Annotated in this window: 14 protein-coding genes; 6 read left to right on the forward strand and 8 right to left on the reverse strand. The window is 70.2% G+C overall.

Going from position 1 to position 18696, the window contains the following annotated elements:
- Window positions 1–2 precede the first annotated feature (2 nt).
- The 7 genes from C3B71_RS05015 to C3B71_RS05045 are packed head-to-tail and all read right to left on the reverse strand — an operon-like array spanning window position 3 to window position 9343.
- Entirely contained in the window at window positions 3–1568 is a 1566-nt protein-coding gene (locus C3B71_RS05015) for a sensor histidine kinase (protein WP_108966525.1), read from the reverse strand.
- Window positions 1569–2654: a phosphotransferase family protein gene (locus tag C3B71_RS05020; RefSeq protein WP_108966528.1), complete on the reverse strand. Its 1086-nt coding sequence runs from the start codon at window positions 2652–2654 to the stop codon at window positions 1569–1571. It abuts the gene before it with no gap.
- A complete protein-coding gene (locus C3B71_RS05025) occupies window positions 2651–3853 on the reverse strand; it encodes a phosphotransferase family protein (protein WP_073327231.1) in 1203 nt (400 codons plus the stop codon). The genes C3B71_RS05020 and C3B71_RS05025 overlap by 4 nt, the downstream gene beginning before the upstream one ends.
- Window positions 3840–5705, reverse strand: a complete 1866-nt coding sequence (locus C3B71_RS05030; RefSeq protein ID WP_181574840.1) for an ABC transporter ATP-binding protein — start codon at window positions 5703–5705, stop codon at window positions 3840–3842. The genes C3B71_RS05025 and C3B71_RS05030 overlap by 14 nt, the downstream gene beginning before the upstream one ends.
- Window positions 5698–6819, reverse strand: coding sequence for a glycosyltransferase family 4 protein (locus C3B71_RS05035; protein WP_108966530.1), 1122 nt, complete (start codon window positions 6817–6819; stop codon window positions 5698–5700). The genes C3B71_RS05030 and C3B71_RS05035 overlap by 8 nt, the downstream gene beginning before the upstream one ends.
- The gene (locus C3B71_RS05040) at window positions 6819–8036 is read right to left on the reverse strand and encodes a glycosyltransferase (protein ID WP_108966532.1); all 1218 of its coding nucleotides are present in this window, start codon (window positions 8034–8036) and stop codon (window positions 6819–6821) included. Before C3B71_RS05040 ends, C3B71_RS05035 begins: the two co-directional genes overlap by 1 nt.
- The gene (locus C3B71_RS05045) at window positions 8033–9343 is read right to left on the reverse strand and encodes a glycosyltransferase family protein (RefSeq protein ID WP_108966534.1); all 1311 of its coding nucleotides are present in this window, start codon (window positions 9341–9343) and stop codon (window positions 8033–8035) included. Before C3B71_RS05045 ends, C3B71_RS05040 begins: the two co-directional genes overlap by 4 nt.
- A 262-nt stretch (window positions 9344–9605) precedes the next feature.
- Here C3B71_RS05045 and C3B71_RS15850 point away from each other — a divergent pair, with 262 nt between their 5' ends.
- Entirely contained in the window at window positions 9606–9833 is a 228-nt protein-coding gene (locus tag C3B71_RS15850) for a hypothetical protein (RefSeq protein WP_146752365.1), read from the forward strand.
- Window positions 9834–9927: 94 nt separating this feature from the next.
- Window positions 9928–11685, forward strand: coding sequence for an alpha-isopropylmalate synthase regulatory domain-containing protein (locus tag C3B71_RS05050; protein WP_108966537.1), 1758 nt, complete (start codon window positions 9928–9930; stop codon window positions 11683–11685).
- A gap of 31 nt (window positions 11686–11716) precedes the next feature.
- Here the strand turns inward: C3B71_RS05050 and C3B71_RS05055 are convergent, their stop codons facing one another.
- Window positions 11717–13330 carry an aspartate:alanine exchanger family transporter gene (locus C3B71_RS05055; protein ID WP_073327224.1) on the reverse strand — a complete coding sequence of 538 codons (1614 nt, stop codon included), beginning with the start codon at window positions 13328–13330 and terminating at the stop codon, window positions 11717–11719.
- Window positions 13331–13710: 380 nt separating this feature from the next.
- On the opposite strand from C3B71_RS05055, the gene C3B71_RS05060 reads away from it, so the two are divergent.
- From C3B71_RS05060 to C3B71_RS05075, 4 genes are all read left to right on the forward strand, one after another.
- Window positions 13711–15492: an acetolactate synthase large subunit gene (locus C3B71_RS05060; protein WP_108966539.1), complete on the forward strand. Its 1782-nt coding sequence runs from the start codon at window positions 13711–13713 to the stop codon at window positions 15490–15492.
- A 4-nt stretch (window positions 15493–15496) separates the two neighbouring features.
- Entirely contained in the window at window positions 15497–16009 is a 513-nt protein-coding gene (gene ilvN / locus C3B71_RS05065) for an acetolactate synthase small subunit (protein ID WP_108966541.1), read from the forward strand.
- Between the two features lie 9 nt (window positions 16010–16018).
- Window positions 16019–17050 (forward strand): ketol-acid reductoisomerase, encoded by a 1032-nt coding sequence (gene ilvC, locus C3B71_RS05070; protein WP_108966543.1) that lies wholly within the window; start codon window positions 16019–16021, stop codon window positions 17048–17050.
- 258 nt (window positions 17051–17308) lie between these two features.
- Window positions 17309–18667 (forward strand): AAA family ATPase, encoded by a 1359-nt coding sequence (locus C3B71_RS05075; protein WP_146752364.1) that lies wholly within the window; start codon window positions 17309–17311, stop codon window positions 18665–18667.
- Window positions 18668–18696: the final 29 nt, after the last annotated feature.

The following is an 18696-nucleotide window of genomic DNA, read 5'->3' on the forward strand; positions in this document are numbered from 1 at the left end:
TCTTAATCCGACTCCTTCTGCTGCGCCGACCGTGTCTCGCCAACGGTTGTCAGGGGAATGCGCAGCGTAAACACAGATCCTCTCCCAACCTCGGAGGAGATTGCGAGTCGGCCGTCGTGCGCGTCAACGATGCTCTCCACGATGCTCAGGCCGAGGCCGGCCCCGGAGGCGTGGCGCGTGGCCTCAGCGGTCCGGGCGAACCTGAGCCGGATGCGCTCCACATCCTCCGGGGCTATCCCGATGCCCTCGTCCTCGACCCAAAGGAACAGCTCACTCCCATTGATCTCCGAGCCGATGGCGACCCGCGAATCCTCCTCGGAGTACTTCACCGCATTCGCCGCGAGCTGCAACCAGGCCTGGGTGATGCGCGCCGGGTCGAGCACGGCCGTCCCGGAGGCACACCCTCCCAGCTGCCAATCCCGGTCTCCCAGAGCGCAGGCCTTGTCGAATACTTGCAGCGTCAGTGCCTCGATGTCGGTGGGCTCGGGGGTGACGAAGTCGCTCTGCGAACTGCGTGCCAGATCCAGTAGATCGTCGATCAGCGTGCCCATCCGGTCCAGCTCGTCCAGGGCCAGCTCGGAGGTCTGCCGCACGTCATCCGGATCGTCGGGGTCGATGAGTTCAAGGTGACCGCGCACCACCGTTATCGGGGTGCGCAGTTCATGGCCGACGTCGTCGAGCAGCTCCCGCTGGGCCTCCACCGCGCGCTGCACCCGGTCCAGCATGCGGTTGACCGCGGCCGCCAGCGCCGACAGGTCGTCATGACCGCGCACCCGCACCCGGGTGGTCAGATCGCGTTCGTCGATCGACTCGGTGGCGTTGCGCAGCTCCCAGATGGGACGCAGCAGCCGTCCGATGCCCAACCAAGCCAGCGCCGCCACCAGCATCATGGTCACGGCCGCCGCGGAGGCGTACATGCGCATGGTGCGCCACAGGCCGGCCTCCGCGGCGTTCAGGTCGACGACGCGTGCCAGGACGGCCGTTGTGTTTCCGTCCGTCACCGGCACGGTGAGCACCTGGTAGCGTCCGTCGGCGGTCTCGATGGTGAAGATTGAGGAGACGTCCGCGTCCGCTCCGGCCAGTAGCCGATCCACCAGTTCGGGATCGTCCTCCGGGCGCAGCCGGACGCCCTCGGCCGACACCCACTGCACGGCGCCGTCGACAATGCCGAGCTGCCCCTCCCCGGAGCCCAGGACGGAGCGCTCCATGTAGACGCGCAGCGTCTGGGCCGGGTCGCTCAGCGGCTCCCCGCTGGTCGGGTCGATGCCATCATCCGCCAGGCGTCGCAGTTCCTGGCGGGTGAGCACGAGCCGGTCGTCGATGTCCGCATGGGTGGAGCGCAGATCCAGCATCCACACGGCGGCGCCGGAGGTCGCCAGAGCGACCGAGGCGACCAGGATGATCGTCCAGATGATCCGGGTGCGTATGGTCGCCCGGGAGAACGGGGCGGTGACCTTCACGCGTCCATTGTGCCCGCCGCGGCCCTGTTCGCGCTCCTCGTTCGGCTCCCGCCCATGCTCTGCGCCGCCGGTGTGGCCGCGCCCGCCGTCGGCGAACGGGGCATACATTCATCCTCCCGGGGTGCGGGCCGCCCAGGCCCGGTCGGGTGCGGCGGCCAGGCACAGGGACTCGCGCGTCCAGGCAGGCAGCCACGACTGTGCGCCGGGGCGGAAGGCGTGTACGAAGCTCAACCGCAGTCGCGAAGCCAGGTAGTAGACCGACAGCCTGGATGCAGATGCGAGGTCTCGCCCCAGGTGTTCCAGGAGCCGACGGATGTGCGTGTGCGCCACCGTGCCGAGGCGCCCCTGGGCGCGGGCGAGGTCCACGTGCGCGGCCAGGTTTCCCAGGTCGAGGGCGGGTTCCGCCAGAGCGGCGGTGTCCAGGTCGAGCAGTGACAGGGTGGTACCGTCCCACAGCAGCTGACCGTCGTGCAAGTCCCGGTGGGAGGCGGCCGGCGGGTCTCCCGGCTGCCGCAGCAGGGCGGAGATCCGGTCGACAGCCGCGCCGACTCCATCAGGGGCTCCGATGACGTCGATCACGCCCAGGTTGCGCGCGTGGCGGTGCCAGCGTTGCAGCACCGCCGCCTCATCGGTTCCGGTGTGCTCCGGCAGCGTCTCGGGACGGATGACCCCGGGCCACAGCTGTGCCAGCCGCTCCCACCCGGGCGACCCGGCGTCTGCCAAGTCATGGAGGGAACGGCCAGGCAACAGTTCCAGGTCCACGCTGGAGGCGGAGCGGTCCAGAACTTCGGCGGTGCGCAGGCCGGCCCGCAGGAACGGACGCGCGGAACGCGGGTCGGCCAGTCTCGCGGCCTTCCCGGCGCGCACCAGTTTGTGCACCCGGTCAGCGCCCATGACGACGGCGCGGCGCCCCGCACGGTGGACCACCAGGCGCCCTTCGGCGTGCGGGGCCACCAGCAGTGGGGACAGGCTTGGCAGGGCCGGATCCTGGGCGTAGGCGAGTGTCTCCACTTCTCCGGTCACATGGATCCTTCCGGCCCGCAAACGCCCCGAGGAGTCCCGGCATTCGAAAACCAGGCCCCGGTCCTTGTCCGGCCAGGCGCGCTCCCACCCGGCGAGCCCGCGGAGCGCGGCAATGGCGGGCTGCGGGTTCTCCTGGGCGGGTGTGGTACGGGTTTCCCCACCGGTGCTCATGATGCCTCCTGCGATTGCCGGCAGTGCAGGTTCTTCCCGAACCCCCACCCGGCGCGACCGGGCGACGCGTCGAGCAGAGCCTCGATACGGTCGATTTCTGCGGCGATTCGGCGGCGCCAGTGGGGGTCGCCATGGCGCAGCGGATCCTGGAGGCGCTCCAACCGGGCTCGGGCGACGGCCTGCCGCAGCTGGTCGTCGCCAGGGACCCGGCCGCCGGCGTCGGCGTAGCCCTCAAGCAGGGCGAGGGCGGTGGAGGAGTCGGCCATGGCCAGGTAGGAGCCCAGGTCGACGACGGCCGGCGCCAGCCGGGCCCGGTCGAAGTCGGTGAGCCAGATCCGGCCGGTGCTCCGGTCCAGGAGCACCTGATCGGGAGAGGCATCCCCATGGATGAACACCGGTTCTTCCCACGGCTGCCGGGGCATGACCTCGCCCAGGCGGTGTACCCGGGCGGCGAGCGTCGGGTCCAGGTGGTTCAGTATGCGGGTATGCACCAGCGCCGGGTTCTCGGCGTCCGGGACCAGACTCTCCAGGTTCCGCCGCAGTGCCTCGGGTAGCGCGGTGGTGGCCGCGTGCAAGGCGGCTAGGGCGGCGCCGGCGCGGGCGGTGGCCGTCTGATCGTGGTGGCGGCTCAGGTCGGTATCGCCGACGAAGCGTTGAATACTCACGTGCCCGGTGCCCGGTGGATCCGGGACGGGCAACTGCGGGGGGACCGGCACATGCCGGGACGCGAAGTCCTGCAGGGCGTTGACCCGTCGCTGGGAGGCCGCGGTGACCCGCACCACCCCACCGGGTGTGCGGACCACCAGGCGGCGCAGCGGGTTGTAACGCAGCAGATTCCCCTCCAGGGCTCCCAGGAGATCGGCGTCGCGGGCCGCGGCGGTGTGCTTCACCAGTGCCGGGTCGGCGGCCACTTCTCCGCTTTGGAACAGCAGGCCGTCGCCGGTGTCCCGCTGCGTTGTGCGCATTCCCAGCCGGTCGGCGCGGCGGGCGGCCTTGGCCGCCTTCACCCGGCTGCCCGGCCACAGCAGTCGGGCCCAGCCCGCGCTGCGCCCGGTGTCGGCCCGAAGCAGGGACACCGTCACCGATACTCCCGGTTTAATGCGCATTCGTGCGGCCCGTACCGGTGCTCCGACGAGCTCGCTGAGCCGGTCAGGGGCGAGCACCATGTCGACGGCGCTGCGCGTGCTACTGACGTACATGAGTCCTCCCGTTCAGGTCGTCGGCCCGGTTGTTGTCCCGGGCTGTTTCCCGTTTGACGCTGGTGAGCAGTTCCTGCTGGGCGGCGCCGGCGGCGGCCCACGCCTTGAATAGCGGCGACTCGTCGAGCAGCTGCTGCGGGGTGCCGTCGAGCCGGACCCGGCCGTCCTCGATCCAAATGACCCGGTCGGAGCGCATGGCCACCTCGGTCTCGTGGGTGACCGCCAACAGGGTGCGGCCGCGGGAGAGCCGGTCGACGGCGTCCAGTACGGCCGCCGATGACGTCGGGTCCAGGCCGGTGGTCGCCTCGTCCAGGATCACGACGGGCGCGTCGCGCAGCAGCGCCCGCACGATGGCGACGCGTTGGCGCTGGCCGCCGGATAGCGTGCCGCCGCGTTCGCCGACGATGGTGTCGTAGCCGTCGGGCAGGGAGGTGATGAACTCGTGCGCCCCGGCCGCCACCGCGGCGGCCTCCACCTCGACGTCGGTGGCCTCGGGACGGCCCATGCGGATGTTCTCCCGGATGGTGTCGGCGAACAGGACCGCCTCCTGATGCAGCACCGATATATGCGAGCGCAGCTCGGTCAGGTCCAGACTGGTCAGGTCGTGTCCGTCCAGGCGCACTCTGCCGTTCACCGGGTCGATCGCTCGTACAACCAGGGAGGTCAGGGTGGACTTGCCGGAGCCGGACGGACCGATGATGGCCACATGTTCGCCCGCCTTGATCTGCAGGTTGATGCCGTGCAGGATCTCGTGGCCGTCGTACTCGGTGACCACGTCCTCAAAGGTCAAGGAGCCGCGCACGTGCCCGAGCGGCACCGGGTCAATCGGGGAGACGATGTCCGGGCTCACGTCCATGAGGTTGGCCACCCGCTCCCCGGAGGCAGCGGCGCGGGCGATGCGGCCGGTGTACTTGGCCATGTCGCGCAGCGGCTTCATGGTGGTGCGCAGGTAGGTGTTGAACAGGACCAGGTCGCCGGGGGTCATTGCCCCGGCCAGCACCCGCAGACCACCGCCCACCAGCACCACTGCGGAGGCCAGGCCCACGATCACGTCGGTGGTCCGCTCCAGGCGCGCCGCCAGGCGCAGTGAGCGCACACCGGCGTGCAGGGAGGTCTGGTTGGCGTTGACGAAGCGGTCCTCCACGATCGGCTCCAGGCCATATGCCTGCACCACCTTGATGGTGCTCAGCGCCTCCTGGGCGGTGTTGGCCAGGTGCCCCTCGGACTTGCGGGTGCGGCGGGCCGCGGAGGTGATCTTCTTCGAACTGCCCGAGGAGGTCAGGAAGAACAGGACGATCGCGCCCACCACCACCAGCGACAGCAGCGGGTCCAGCCACACCATCACCCCCAGCATGACCGTCAGGGTGAGCACGTTGGCGGCCAGCGGCAGCCCCGCAGTCACCGCCACGTCCTGCATGCGGGCCACGTCCGAGACGAGGCGCTGCACCGTGTCCGCGGAGCGATTGCGGGAGTGGAACTGCTGGGAGAGGGTCTGCACGTGGTGGAAGGCGCGGCGTCGCAGCGCGATCGCGGTGCGGGAGCCGGCCAGTGCGAAGGAGACGGTGGCCAGGTAGTTGCACAGCGCCCGCATGGCGACGATCGCGATGAGCGCCGCCCCCAGCCCGAGCAGGCGGGCGAGGTTGGCGGGCGCATAGCCGGTTTCGGCACCCAGCGAGGACAGCACCGAGTCGATGACGATCTTCATGGGCCACGGCTCGGCCACCCGGAAGACCACCTCGGCCAGCAGCGCCACCGTGCCGCCGGCCACCAGCCGGACCTGCGGGCGCAGGTCCGGGGCGACCAGGCGCAGGGTGCGGCTCAGCGCGGAGCGGGAGATCTGGGGTTCAGACATGCTGCACCTCCGCCTGGTTGAGGATCTGGGCGACGACGGCGTCCCAGCCGTGGTGCTTCTCCGCCCGGCGCCGTCCCAGCTCGCCGCGGCGGGCACGCAGCTGCGGGGTGATCGCGAGCGCGTCCAGGGCGGCGGCCAGGGCGGCCGGGTCCGACGGCGGCACCAGGACGCCGATGCCGTCGAGCAGCCGCGGCAGCTGGCCGACGGCGGAGGCGACCACCGGCAGTCCGGCCGCCAGGTACTCCAGCACCTTCAGTGGGGAGAAGTACTGCTCATCCTCCCCGCCCAGGTCCGGGTAGGGGGCCACGCCGATGGCGCTGCCCGCCAGTGCCGCGGGTACGTCGTCCGGCGCCAGCGCCCCCCGGAAGTCAACCTCCAGGCCGAGTTCCTCCGCCTGGGCGTGCAGGGCCTCGCGCTCGGGGCCGTCCCCGATGATGCGCAGACGCCAGTCCTCCCGGGCCAGGGCGGCGGCCCGCAGCAGGTCCGCCACGCCGTGCCACGGTTTGAGCGTGCCCACGAAGGTGACGATCACGGCGTCCGGGTCCTCCGGGGAGGGGCGCAGCCGGTTCAGGTTGACGCCGTTGGGAATGGTGACGGCGCGCGGGGCGTCCACGAGCCCGCACACCCAGCGGCGCACCGGTTCCGAGACGCATACGGTGGTGCGGGCGGCACGCACCTGGGCGCGCAGGGCGGACCGGGCCCGCGCCTCATCCACCAGGGTGCGGTGGTGGCGCTGTTCGTCGATCAGTGGTGAGTTGACCTCCAGGACTCCGGGAATGCCGTCGCCGGCCAGGTCGGCCAGGGCGGTGGAGAACAGGGAGTAGCGCTCGTAGACCAGGTCCGCGCCGTCCTCGCGCACCTGCTGGGCGAGCAGGGCGGCGGCCTCGGCCTGGGCGCGCTCGCGGGCGGCGGCGTCGGCCGCATCGATCCGGACGATGCGCACGGGCAGGTCGGCCAGCTCAGCGGGCACCAGGTTGCCGCGGCGCACCGCGTAGACGGTCACCTCGTGGCCGGCGCGGCGCAGGGCGCGCACCACCTCCTGAATGTGGACGGAGGCGCCCTTGGCGCCGAAGATCGGCACGCCCGGGTCGGTGCAGATGTAGGCGATACGCATCAGTGAACCTCCTGAAGTTCGGGGGTGGACTCCCAGGCGGACAGCACGGCCGCCTGGGCGCGGGAGTCGAAGTCCCGCTCGATCAGGGCGCGGGCATTGCGGGCCAGCGGGGCGGCGTCGACGGTGCCCTCGGCCAACTCGCGCAGAGCCCGGGCGAGTGCTTGCGGGTCGCTGTGCGGCAGCAGGATTCCGGTGTCGCCGTCGCGGATGACCTCTGGTAGGCCGGTGACGTCGGTGGCGATCACGGGCGTGCCGCAGGCCATCGCCTCCAGCACCACCGTGGGCAGGCCGTCGATGTTGCCGTCCTCGGCGGGCTTGCTCGGCGCGGCAAACACCTGGGCGCGGCCCAGCAGGGCGCGCACCTCCGCCTGGGTGAGCGGCCCGAGCAGGTTGACTCGGTCTTCCAGCCCCAGAGCGGTGATTTGCCCGGCCAGGCAGTCGCGTTCCTCGCCCTCGCCGGCGATGTCAGCCACGACCGGAATGCCGGCCTTGGTGAGGATGCCGACGGCGTCGATGAGGTCGTCGAAGCCCTTCTTGGCCACCAGCCGGCCGACCGCTACGACGTGCAGCGGGCCGTCGGCGGGGGCGGGCGGGCGGAATGGGAAGCGATCTAGTTCGAGGGCGTTGTAGCGCAACTCGATGCGCGCCCCGGTGCCGGCGAGCACCGAGTACAGGTAGCGCTCGTTGTAGCGGCTGATGGCGATCACCCGGTCGGCGTCGGCGCAGATGCGGCGCAGCCACAGCGGGTCCACCGACTCGTGGTAGATGTCCTTGGCGTGGGTGGTGACCGTGTAGGGGATGCCGCTCAGCTGGGAGGCGATCCAGGCGGTGCGGCCAGCCAGGGAGGCGAAGTGGGCGTGCAGGTGGGTGATGCCGGCGTCGCGGGCGGCGCGGGCCAGGGCCGCCCCCTGCGCGACCTCGTCGCCCGGCAGGTCGGCCACGGCGGGCAGGATCTCCGCCAGGTGCGTGCGCATGTCCGGCTCGTTCACCGAGTTCGCGAGCAGCTCCCACATGTCGATGGCTCGACGTGGGCGCGGCACCCAGTTGACTTGGGCGCGGATGCGGGCGATCTCCGGGTGGAAGCGGGAGTCGGTGGTGGGGCGCAGGGCGTAGATGGTCAGGTCGTCGCCCAGCGCCTCGCGGGCGAGCATTTCGGTGACCACGAAGGTCTCCGAGAAGCGGGGGTAGACCTTGAGCACGTATCCGATGCGAGTCATGAGGCTATCTCCTGTAGTGCGTGGGTGGTGGCCAGTTGTGCGCGCAGCAGGGCGGCGGCGCGGCGGGCGGTGGCGGGCAGCCCGTCGGTGTTCAAGTCGGTGCGGGGCATGCGCCGGGTGACGGCCCCGGCGGCCCAGGCGGTGAGTCCCTCGGGGGTGAGCTCGGTGGTACGCATGACGTCCACGGCGTCGACCGCCTGGAGGGCGCGGGCGCGGATGAGCTGCTCCAGGCGCGGTTGCTCACGCGGGACGATCAGGGCCGGGGTGGAGGTGGCCAGGATCTCGCAGGCGGTGTTGTAGCCGCCCATGGCGATCACCGCCGCGGCCCGTTCGATCCACCGGGTCAGCCCGGGTAGGGAGCGGTGCACCTCGGTGGTCGGGCCGGCGGCCGCCTGCACGGCGTCGAAACCGGCGTCATCCAACTGTGGGCCGGTGACCAGTACGTGCCGGTGGCCGGTGGGCGGGGTCATACGGACGGCGCTGCGCAGCAGCTCGAGGCCGTCGGAGCCGCCGCCGACCGTGGTCAGGACGAACGGGTCCTCCGGCGCCCGGACGCCCCGCTCCAGCAGGCTGCGGCCCTTGGCCAGGTAGCCGGTGAACACGGCGCGGTCGCGCAGGCACATGGGGACCTCGCCGGTGGTGACGGGGTTGTGCACGGTGGGGTCGCCGTACACCCAGACCTCGTCGATCAGGCGCCGCAGGTTGGCGGGGGTGTCCAGATTGCGCCATTCGGCTGCGGCGACCTCGGGGGCGTCCAGCACCTCGCGCAGGCCCAGCACGATCCGGGTCTGGGGTGAGGTGGCGCGCAGGTGCTTCAGTGGTGCGCGCAACTCCTTGCGCACCCCGTAGATGTGGCGGTCGACGATCACCAGGTGCGGGGCGAAGCGCTGGAGTGTGCTGGCGACGAGCCCGGAGCGGAGCGTGGCCAGGGAATCGGGGGTGCCGCGCAGGCCGCGGGGGCGGTATCCGTTGCCACCCTTGGTGAAGCCCGGCAGCACCAGCCAGTCGAAGCCGGCGGGCAGGGGGAAGCCGGGGGAGGGAGACACTCCGGCCACCAGCAGGCCGGTGACCGACGCGCCGGTGAGCGCGGGCAGCTCGTTGGCGAGTTGGTGGGCGAGTGCGAGGTTGCGGCGAAGGTGACCCAGGCCTTGGGCGTCGTGGCTGTAGAGCACGACACGGATGTTGCGGGGCACCGACCGGCGGGCCAGGGCCCGTGTAGAAGTGGGGATGGCCGGGCTCGGCGGCTCCGGGGCCGGCCGTGGTGGCGGCACCGTCAGGGTCGGGGTCAGATGCTGTGGGCGGATCATGGGAGTATTCCTTCCGGTCGCCCGATGGCGACTTCATAAAGAAGACTCCCGCCCGCCCAGAAGGCGACGGTGAGACAACGATGAGAGTTTTCTAAGGTGGCCTTGCGTGCTCTGTGACCCGCGGCCTGCTCCGCGGCCGAAGGCCCGGTGAGGTGCGGGTTGCGGCAGGCGTGGGGCGGCCGGCGGCTAATCGTCTAGGCTGTACGCAACCCGCAGGCCAGTGCGCCGCCGGCCGCGGCACTCGTGGATGCGAAGGACGCGCATGAGCGACTTGGTTAGTACGGCTCGCAAGACGCTGTGGCACGCCCGCCACGGCGGAATCACCGGGGTCAAGGAGTTCCGGCGCCGCCAGCGTGTAGCAGCACAAGCACGTGCCGGTAAACGGTCTCGTGTACGGGCGGACGAGAACAACTTCCCGGCGTGGAACGTGCAACGCGTAGACGCTACCGGGCTCGCACCGGGCATGCCACGGATTGACGCCCGCGGGTGAGCACCCTCTCAGAGCGCGGCGGTCGCGGGAGCAGACAACGTGTCGGAATGTGACAGACTCTCCGGTGAACAGCCACCGCGGAAGGGGACCACATATGCCCGCAGGCACGCTCAACGTCGCCGCCTATGACACCACCCTGCGCGACGGGGCCCAGCAGCAGTCCATCGCCTTCACCGTCGCCGACAAGCTGGCCGTCGCCCGGCTGCTGGACAACCTCGGGGTGGCATACATCGAAGCCGGCTGGCCCGGCGCCATCCCCAAGGACACCGAGTTCTTCGCCCGCGCCCGCACCGAACTGGAGTTGCAGAACGCCCGGCTGGTCGCCTTCGGCTCCACCTGCAAGGCGGGCGTCTCCGCGGCCGACGACCCGCAGGTGCAGGCCCTGTTGGACTCCGGCGCGCCCGTGGTCACGGTGGTCGCCAAGTCCGATCCGGTGCACGTCGAGCGGGCCCTGCGCACCAGCCTGGGGGAGAACCTGCGCATGGTGCGGGACACGGTCACGGTCCTGGCCGCGGCCGGCCGCGAGGTCATGGTCGATCTGGAGCACTTCTTCGACGGCATCGACCACGCCGAGGCGGGCGCGGCCGGTTCCACCGCCGCGTCCTCCGCGACCGGTCCGGCGGAAGGTGCCGTGGGCGGCGAGGCCACGGGCGTCGTCGGCGACCCGGAACTGCCCTACCCGATCGCCGTCGCCCTCGCCGCGGCGCGCTCCGGCGCCACCGCCGTCATCCCCTGCGACACCAACGGTGGCACCCTGCCCAATCGCGTCGGCGAGCGGGTGACCCGCCTGCGGGCGGCACTGCGCCGGGCCGGGTACGCCGACTGCACCATCGGTATCCACACCCACGACGACGCCGGCGTGGCCGTCGCCGGAGCGCTGGCCGCCGTCGAGGCCGGCGCCCGCCAGGTGCAGGGCTGCGTGAACGGGCTGGGCGAGCGCACCGGCAACGCCAACCTGCTCACTCTCATCGCCGATCTGGAGCTGAAGACCGACTTTGCGGTACTGCCCGGCGACCCCGCCGAGCGCGCCCGCCGCCTGGCCGAACTGTCCGCCGTCTCCCGGCACGTCGGTGAGATCGTCAACCGGCCGCCGTCGAGCCGCCTGCCGTATGTGGGCACGAAGGCCTTCGCCCACAAGGCCGGGCTGCACGCCTCCGCGATCCGTGTGGATCCGAACCTGTACCAGCACATTGATCCCGAGCGCGTGGGCAACACCATGACCATGCTGGTCTCGGAGATGGCCGGGCGCGCCTCGATCGAACTCAAGGCCCGCGAGTTCGGCATCGACACCGCCGGCGACCGGGAACTGCTCACCCGGGTGACAGAGACCGTCAAGGCGCGCGAGGCCGCCGGCTACACCTACGACGCCGCCGACGGCTCCTTCGAACTGCTGCTGCGCACCGCCCGCGGCGACCTGCCGGAGTACTTCCGGGTGGAGTCCTGGCGCGCCTCCATCCAGGCCCGCCCCCTGCCCGGGCAGCGGCTGCTGTCCACCGAGGGCGACACGGTCACCGAGACCGAGGCCACCGTGCGCCTGTGGGCCGGCGGGCGGCGCTTCGCGGTCCTGGGGGAGGGCAACGGGCCCGTCAACGCCCTGGACCACGCGCTGTGCGCGGCACTGGAGCAGGTCTACCCCGAGACCGCCGACTTCGAGCTGACCGACTACAAGGTGCGCATCCTGGACACCGAGCGCGGTACCCGCTCGGTGGTGCGCGTGCTCATCGACATCACCGATGGGGAGGAGACCTGGTCAACCGTCGGCGTGGGCACGGACGTGGTCGAGGCCTCTTGGGAGGCGTTGACCGACGGGCACATCGTGGGCCTGCTGCGCCGCGGCGTTGAACCGCGGTAGGTGCAGCGTCGGCTCACAGGCCGCCTTCGGCTCACAGCCCGCCCAGGAACTGGGCGATGAAGATCTTCACGATCATGGCCACCGGATAGACCATCGCGTAGCCGAGCGCCACGCGCGGGTCGGAGCCGGTGCGCTCGTTGGCGAAGGCCAGCACCGCGGGCTGCGTCTGCAGGCCGCCGAGCAGGCCGGACAGGCGCGTACCGCCCATCTTCACGATCCAGCGCATGGACGCGTACATTCCGAAGCCCACGATCGTGGTGATCACGAAGCCGGTGATCAGGATCTTCCACCAGTCGCCGCCGGTGAAGGCATTGGCGATCTGGCCGCCTGCGCGCGTACCGGCCTGCGCCAGGAAGATCAACAGGCCCAGCTCGGAGAGCACCGCCGTCGCCGTGAACGGCATGGCCGTGACGAAGCTCTTGATGCGGCCGATGCGGCCGAAGATCAGGCCGATGATGAGCGTGCCCGCGGCGGAGCCGATGGAGAAGGTGGAGCCGCCCGGTAGCGGGATCGCCCACTCACCGATGATGATGCCGACGGCCATGCCCAGCCCCATCGCCACCGGGTTGATGGAGGAAAGGCCGTGGGCGGAGTCGCCGAAGAACTTGGACAGCTCGGCCATGCGGCCGGTCGGCGCTACGACGCGCACGCGGTCGCCCTGCTGGAGCACCAGGTCGGGGGTGCCCACCATGTCCACGTCGCCGCGGCGCACGCGGGAGATGGTGGCGCCGAACTTGTGGTCGATGTCGAGGTCGCTCAGGGCGTGCCCGGCAAGCTTCGGGTCGGAGACGGTAATACGGCGGAAGTCGAGGTAGCGGCGGTCCTCGATCAGGGAGTGGGAGGAGGAGTGGCCGATCTCCGCGATGACCTGGTTGACGGCGTCCTGTGTGCCGACGACGGTGATCAGGTCGTCCTTGTAGATCCGGTCGGTGGGGGTCGGCCGGGTGATGGGGCCGGTCTCGCCGCGGCGCAGGCGGGAGAACTTCATCTCCCCGCTCACGCGTTCGGCAATGTCACCCAGCTGCGGGGCGTCGTCGCGCTCCACGCGCACCGTGCGGTTGATCAGGGGGGAGGGGGCGTCCTTGTCGGAGCGGCGGTAGCGCAGCGCGAGCAGGCAGAAGAACAGCATGCCGATGACGCCGTACAGGTAGGCGACGGCGTAGCCGACCGTGGCGATCGCCATGCCGTCGGCGTTGCCGGCCGCGGTGGCGGCCCCGCCGGCGGCGGCCAGGGCGGGCGTGTTGGTCAGCGCACCGGCGAAGGCGCCGGCGATCATGGCGGAGTTCATTCCCAGGGCTCGGCCCACGGCCAGGCCGGCCCCGGCGCCGACCACCAGCACCACCAGCATGATGGCCAGCGGCCCGGCGGCCGTGCGCAGCACGTGGAAGAAGTTCGGCCCGGACTGGATGCCGATCGCGAAGGTGAAGATCGCCAGCCCAAGCGTGCCGATCTGGGCGGGCACCTCAATGGTGATGCCCTCGGCGGTGCCCCAGGCGGCCAGGACGATCCCGGCGAAGAGGACGGCCGCCGCCCCCAGGCTGACGCCGCCGACCCTGATGCGTCCGACCAGCATGCCGATGCCGATAAGCAGGAATAGGACCAGAACCGGGTTCTCGGCCAAGGCATTGAGTAGTCCGGTGACCACGTGCTGATGCCGCCTTCCTCTTGCACGGGCCGACGGCGTTGCCCACACCGTGGCCGCATAGCTGCGTGTTTAACGGCAGTATTCTGGCATCCCGCTTTAGCTCATCGGGCGGACCAAAGACCGCGCCGACGCGAGACGTCTGACATATGTGGCTGAATGCAGCAATATGCGGCAGCTGCCCCACCGCAGGCTGCCCGCTGCCCCGTCGTCGCCCGGCAGTCTGCGAGCCCACATCCGCGGTCCGTGATTCCAATATGTGAGACAACGGACGGTGAAATCGACGTTGCGGCGCGCGGCATCATACGGTTCCACCTGAGTCGGCCCCGGCCGACCAGGCAAGTAACTCAAGCACGCTGAGCTCACGGATAGGAGGGCGGACGATGGTTCGTGACAGTGGTTCCCCGGACCAGAACCAACAGATGACAGGTGCCCAGGCGCTCGTGCGTTCCCTGGAGGAGATCGGCGTTACCGACATCTTCGGCATGCCCGGCGGCGCGATCCTGCCCTTCTACGATCCGCTGCTGGCCAGCGAGAAGATCCGCCACGTGCTGGTACGACACGAGCAGGGCGCCGGTCACGCCGCCGAGGGCTACGCCATGGCCACCGGGAGGGTCGGCGTATGCGTGGCCACCTCCGGCCCCGGCGCCACCAACCTGGTCACCGCCATCGGCGACGCCCACATGGACTCCGTGCCCATGGTCGCCATCACCGGCCAGGTCGGCTCCACCGCGATCGGTACCGACGCCTTCCAGGAGGCGGACATCGTCGGCTCCACCATGCCGTTCGTCAAGCACTCCTTCCTGGTCACCTCCCCCGACGAGGTCCCCAGCCGCGTCGCCGAGGCCTTCCACCTGGCCTCCACCGGCCGCCCCGGCCCGGTGCTCATCGACTTCACCAAGGACGCCCAGGTCGGCGAGACCGAGTTCCACTGGCCGCCGCGCATGGACCTGCCCGGTTACAGCCTGCCCGGCAAGCCCAACCAGCGGCGCATCGCCCAGGCCGCCGAGGCCATCGCCTCTGCCGAGCGCCCCGTCTTCTACCTCGGCGGCGGCCTGAGCCGCGCCGGCGTGCCGGTCGAGCAGCTGAACGAGCTGGTCCAGCTGGTCGGCGCCCCCTTCACGACGACGCTGACCGCCCTGGACGTGCTGCCCACCGACCACCCGCTTAACCTGGGCATGCCCGGTATGCACGGCACCGTCGCCGCCGTCGGCGCCCTGCAGCGCGCCGACCTGATCATCACGCTGGGGGCCCGCTTCGACGACCGCGTCACCGGCAAGCCGGACACCTTCGCCCGCCACGCCGCCGTCATCCACGTGGACATCGACCCCGCCGAGATCTCCAAGATCCGCACCGCCGACATCCCCATCGTGGGCGACCTGAAGGACGTGGTGCCGGCCCTGACCGCGGCCTGCCGCGAACAGTTCGCGGCCGAGCCGCGCACCGAGATCGACCAGTGGCTCACCGAGGTCGCTCACATCCGAGCCACCTACCCCACCGACTGGACCGACACCGACGACGGCCTGCTCCAGCCCCAGGAGGTCATCACCCACCTGGACAAGGCGGCGCCCGAGGACACCATCTGGGTGACCGGCGTCGGCCAGCACCAGATGTGGGCGGCCCACTATCTGCACTTCAACCAGCCCCGCTCCTGGCTCACCTCCGCCGGCGCCGGCACCATGGGCTACGGCATTCCGGCGGCCATGGGCGCGAAGGAGGCCTGCCCGGACCGGCCGGTCTGGCTGATCGACGGCGACGGCTGCTTCCAGATGACCAATCAGGAGCTTGCCACCTGCTCGCTGAACAACATCCCCATCAAGGTCGCCATCATCAACAACTCCTCCCTGGGGATGGTGCGTCAGTGGCAGACCCTGTTCTACGGGGAGCGATACTCCAACACCGACCTGCACACCGGTGCCGGCACCGAGCGCATCCCCGACTTCGCCAAGCTGGCCGAGGCCTACGGAGCGGTCGGACTGCGCTGCGAGCGGCTTGAGGACGTTGACGACGTCATTGCGCAGGCAAACGCCATCAACGACCGGCCCGTCGTCATCGACTTTATCGTGTCCGCCGATGCCCAGGTGTGGCCCATGGTCGCCGCGGGCGTGTCCAACGACGAGATCCAGCACGCGCGGGGCATGAGCCCGGCGTGGGAGGAGGACTGAGACCATGAGTGAGAAGCACACGCTGTCCGTCCTGGTGGAGAACAAGCCCGGCGTGCTCACACGCGTGTCGGCCCTGTTCACCCGCCGCGGCTTCAACATCCATTCCCTGGCTGTCGGCCCCACCGAGCACGAGGACGTCTCGCGCATCACGGTGATCGCCGACGCCGAGGGGCCCGCCATGGAGCAGGTGACCAAGCAGCTGAACAAGCTGGTCAACGTCATCAAGATCGTCGAACTGGATCCGGACACCTCGGTGGGCCGCGAGCTGTACCTCATTAAGGTCCGTGCCGACGACTCCAACCGGACCGCCGTACTCCAGATCGTCGACCTGTTCCGGGCGCACGTCGTGGACGTGTCCCCGACCTCGGTCGTCATCGAGTCCGTAGGCTCGGAGTCCAAGGTCAAGGCCCTTCTGGACGCCCTGGCCCCCCACGGGGTCAAGGAGATCGTCCAATCCGGTGCGGTCGCGATTTCGCGCGGTCCCCGTTCCATCACCGATCAACTCAAGGAGAAGTGAGAACTCACCATGGCAGCTGAGAAGTTCTACGACGACGCCGCCGACCTGTCGGTCATCCAGTCCAAGAAGGTGGCCGTCATCGGCTACGGCTCGCAGGGCCACGCCCACGCGCTGAACCTGCGCGACTCCGGCGTGGAGGTCGTCGTCGGCCTGCGCGAGGGGTCCAGCTCCGTCGCCAAGGCGCAGGAGGCCGGGCTGACCGTCGAGCCGATCGCCGAGGCCGTCGCCTGGGCCGACGTCACCGTCGTGCTGGCCCCCGACCAGGTGCAGGCCGAGCTGTACAAGCAGGAGATCGAGCCCAACCTCAAGTCCGGCTCCGCCCTGCTGTTCTCCCACGGCTTCAACATCCACTTCGGCTACATCACCCCCGCCAAGGACATCGACGTGGTGATGGTCGCCCCCAAGGGGCCCGGCCACACCGTGCGCCGCGAGTTCGAGGCCGGCCGGGGCGTGCCCGTGCTGGTCTGCGTGGAGCAGGACGCCTCCGGCCAGGCCTGGCCGCTGGTGCTCTCCTACGCCAAGGCGATCGGCGGCACCCGCGCCGGCGCCATCAAGACCACCTTCCGCGAGGAGACCGAGACGGACCTGTTCGGTGAGCAGACCGTCCTGTGCGGTGGCGTCTCCAAGCTGATCGAGTACGGCTTCGAGACGCTGGTCGAGGCCGGCTACCAGCCCGAGATGGCCTACTTCGAGGTCTGCCACGAGCTCAAGCTCATCGTCGACCTGATCAACGAGGGTGGCATCTCCAAGCAGCGCTGGTCCTGCTCCGACACCGCCGAGTACGGCGACTACGTCTCCGGTCCGCGTGTGATCACCCCCGACGTCAAGGAGCACATGAAGGAGGTCCTCGCGGACATCCAGGACGGTTCCTTCGCCAAGCGCTTCATGGACGACCAGGCGGCCGGCGCCCCGGAGTTCAAGCGGCTGCGCGCCGAGGGCGAGGCCCATCCGATCGAGGCCGTTGGCCGTGAGGTGCGCTCCATGTTCGCCTGGCGCGCCGATCGCGACAAAGACTACACCGAGGGCTCGGCCGCGCGCTGACCCGGTGGTAGGCCGCATCCGTCCGGAAGAGAATGTGCGGGCATAGTGCTCGACCGTTTATAACGGATTTTGCGGTGCTAATACATCCCGGTGGGGGTGGCGGGCTTCGGTCCGTCGCCCCCACGCATTTTCCGGATTTAATCGTTACAGAACGCGGTCAATGTCGCGTTTTGAGCACGTTGGTGCTTTCTCGTGTATTGGTACTTACCTGAGGATAAACTGAGAGGCGTATCGACGGGAGGCGAGGGGGGCAGAGGCGTGCTTACTCGTTTTGAGGTAACGGGATTCAAGAACCTCGTTGACGTGAGGGTGGACTTCGGGCTATTCACCTGCATCGCCGGCCCCAACGCGGTGGGAAAATCCAACCTGTTCAATGCCATCGAGTTCCTGTCCCTGCTCAGCTCCAACTCATTCCACGACGCCTGCCTCCAGGTGCGCCCGACCGCTCAGCAGCATCTCGACGTCGCCTCCCTGCTGTCCGCCGGCGTGCTGGACGGCGCTGCCAACTTGGGATTCGCCGCGGAGATGATCCTGCCGCCGCGGGCGGAGGATGAATTCGGGCAGACGGTGGCGCCGTCGTGCGGTTACGTGCGCTACGAGGTGGAGATTGCCGTGCAGCAGGATCCGACCGTCCCGGGAGGTCTGCGCCTGCGGTTGGCGCGGGAGCAACTGCGCGCACTGGACGATGCCGCCGGCGGCCTGCGTTTCCCGGAGGCGGAGGCGTGTCGGCGGTTCATCGCCTGCGGGCCCTCAGATTCGGAGGGCCGTTTCCTCGACTATCAGGCTTCTCACGGTCAAGGTGCGGTGATTGTTCACCGGGAAGCCAACGGCAGGCCGCGGCGGGTGCTCGCCGATGGTGCCCAGCGCACCGTGCTTTCCGCCGTCGCCAGTGCCGAATACCCGACTATTCTGGCGGCGCGCACAGAAATGTCGTCGTGGAGATTCTTGGCCCTGGAGCCCTGCGCCATGCGTGCCCCCGATGATTTAATGGAGCGGAGCACCATTTCCGCTTCCGGGGCGCATGTGCCGGCGGCGCTTTACCGGCAGAACCTGGCCGCCGGGCGTGACGGCGCGGTGCTGCACCGCGTGTGCGACGCCGTCGCCCCGTTGGTCGACGTGCGCAGTCTGACGATCACGGAGGACCCGGTGCGTCAGGCCCTGGAGTTGCGGGCCCAGGTCGGGGACGCCCCGGAGCTGCCGGCGCGGGCGCTGTCGGACGGGACGCTGCGCCTGCTCACGCTGGCCGCGATCGGGGTGGCGGAGGACTACTCGGGGATGCTGTGCCTGGAGGAGCCCGAGAACGGGATTCACCCCGCCAAGCTCCCGGAGCTGTACCGGCTGCTGCACGGCCTGTCGGCGCCGGCCTCCCAGCACCTGCGACAGGTCGTCGTCAACACGCACTCGCCCAACCTGTTCCAGTGCGCCGAGGACGCCGAAGTGCTGTGCGCCGTCGGGCGCAAGACGCGCAGTGGGGACGGCACGCGCGGCGAGGCGGTGGACTTCCACCCGCTGGCCGGCACCTGGCGTGCCCGGGGCTGGGGCGGCCAGGGCATGCGGCCGGTTCCCCGCAGCACCGTGCAGGCCTATCTGGGCGGCTCCGCAGCGGCCGCGGACTGAGCCGGCGCGGAGGTGCCCGGCTCTTGCCA

The sequence above is a fragment of the Actinomyces sp. Z16 genome, assembly GCF_003111765.1.
In the GTDB taxonomy this organism is placed as follows: Bacteria; Actinomycetota; Actinomycetes; order Actinomycetales; family Actinomycetaceae; genus Actinomyces; species Actinomyces glycerinitolerans.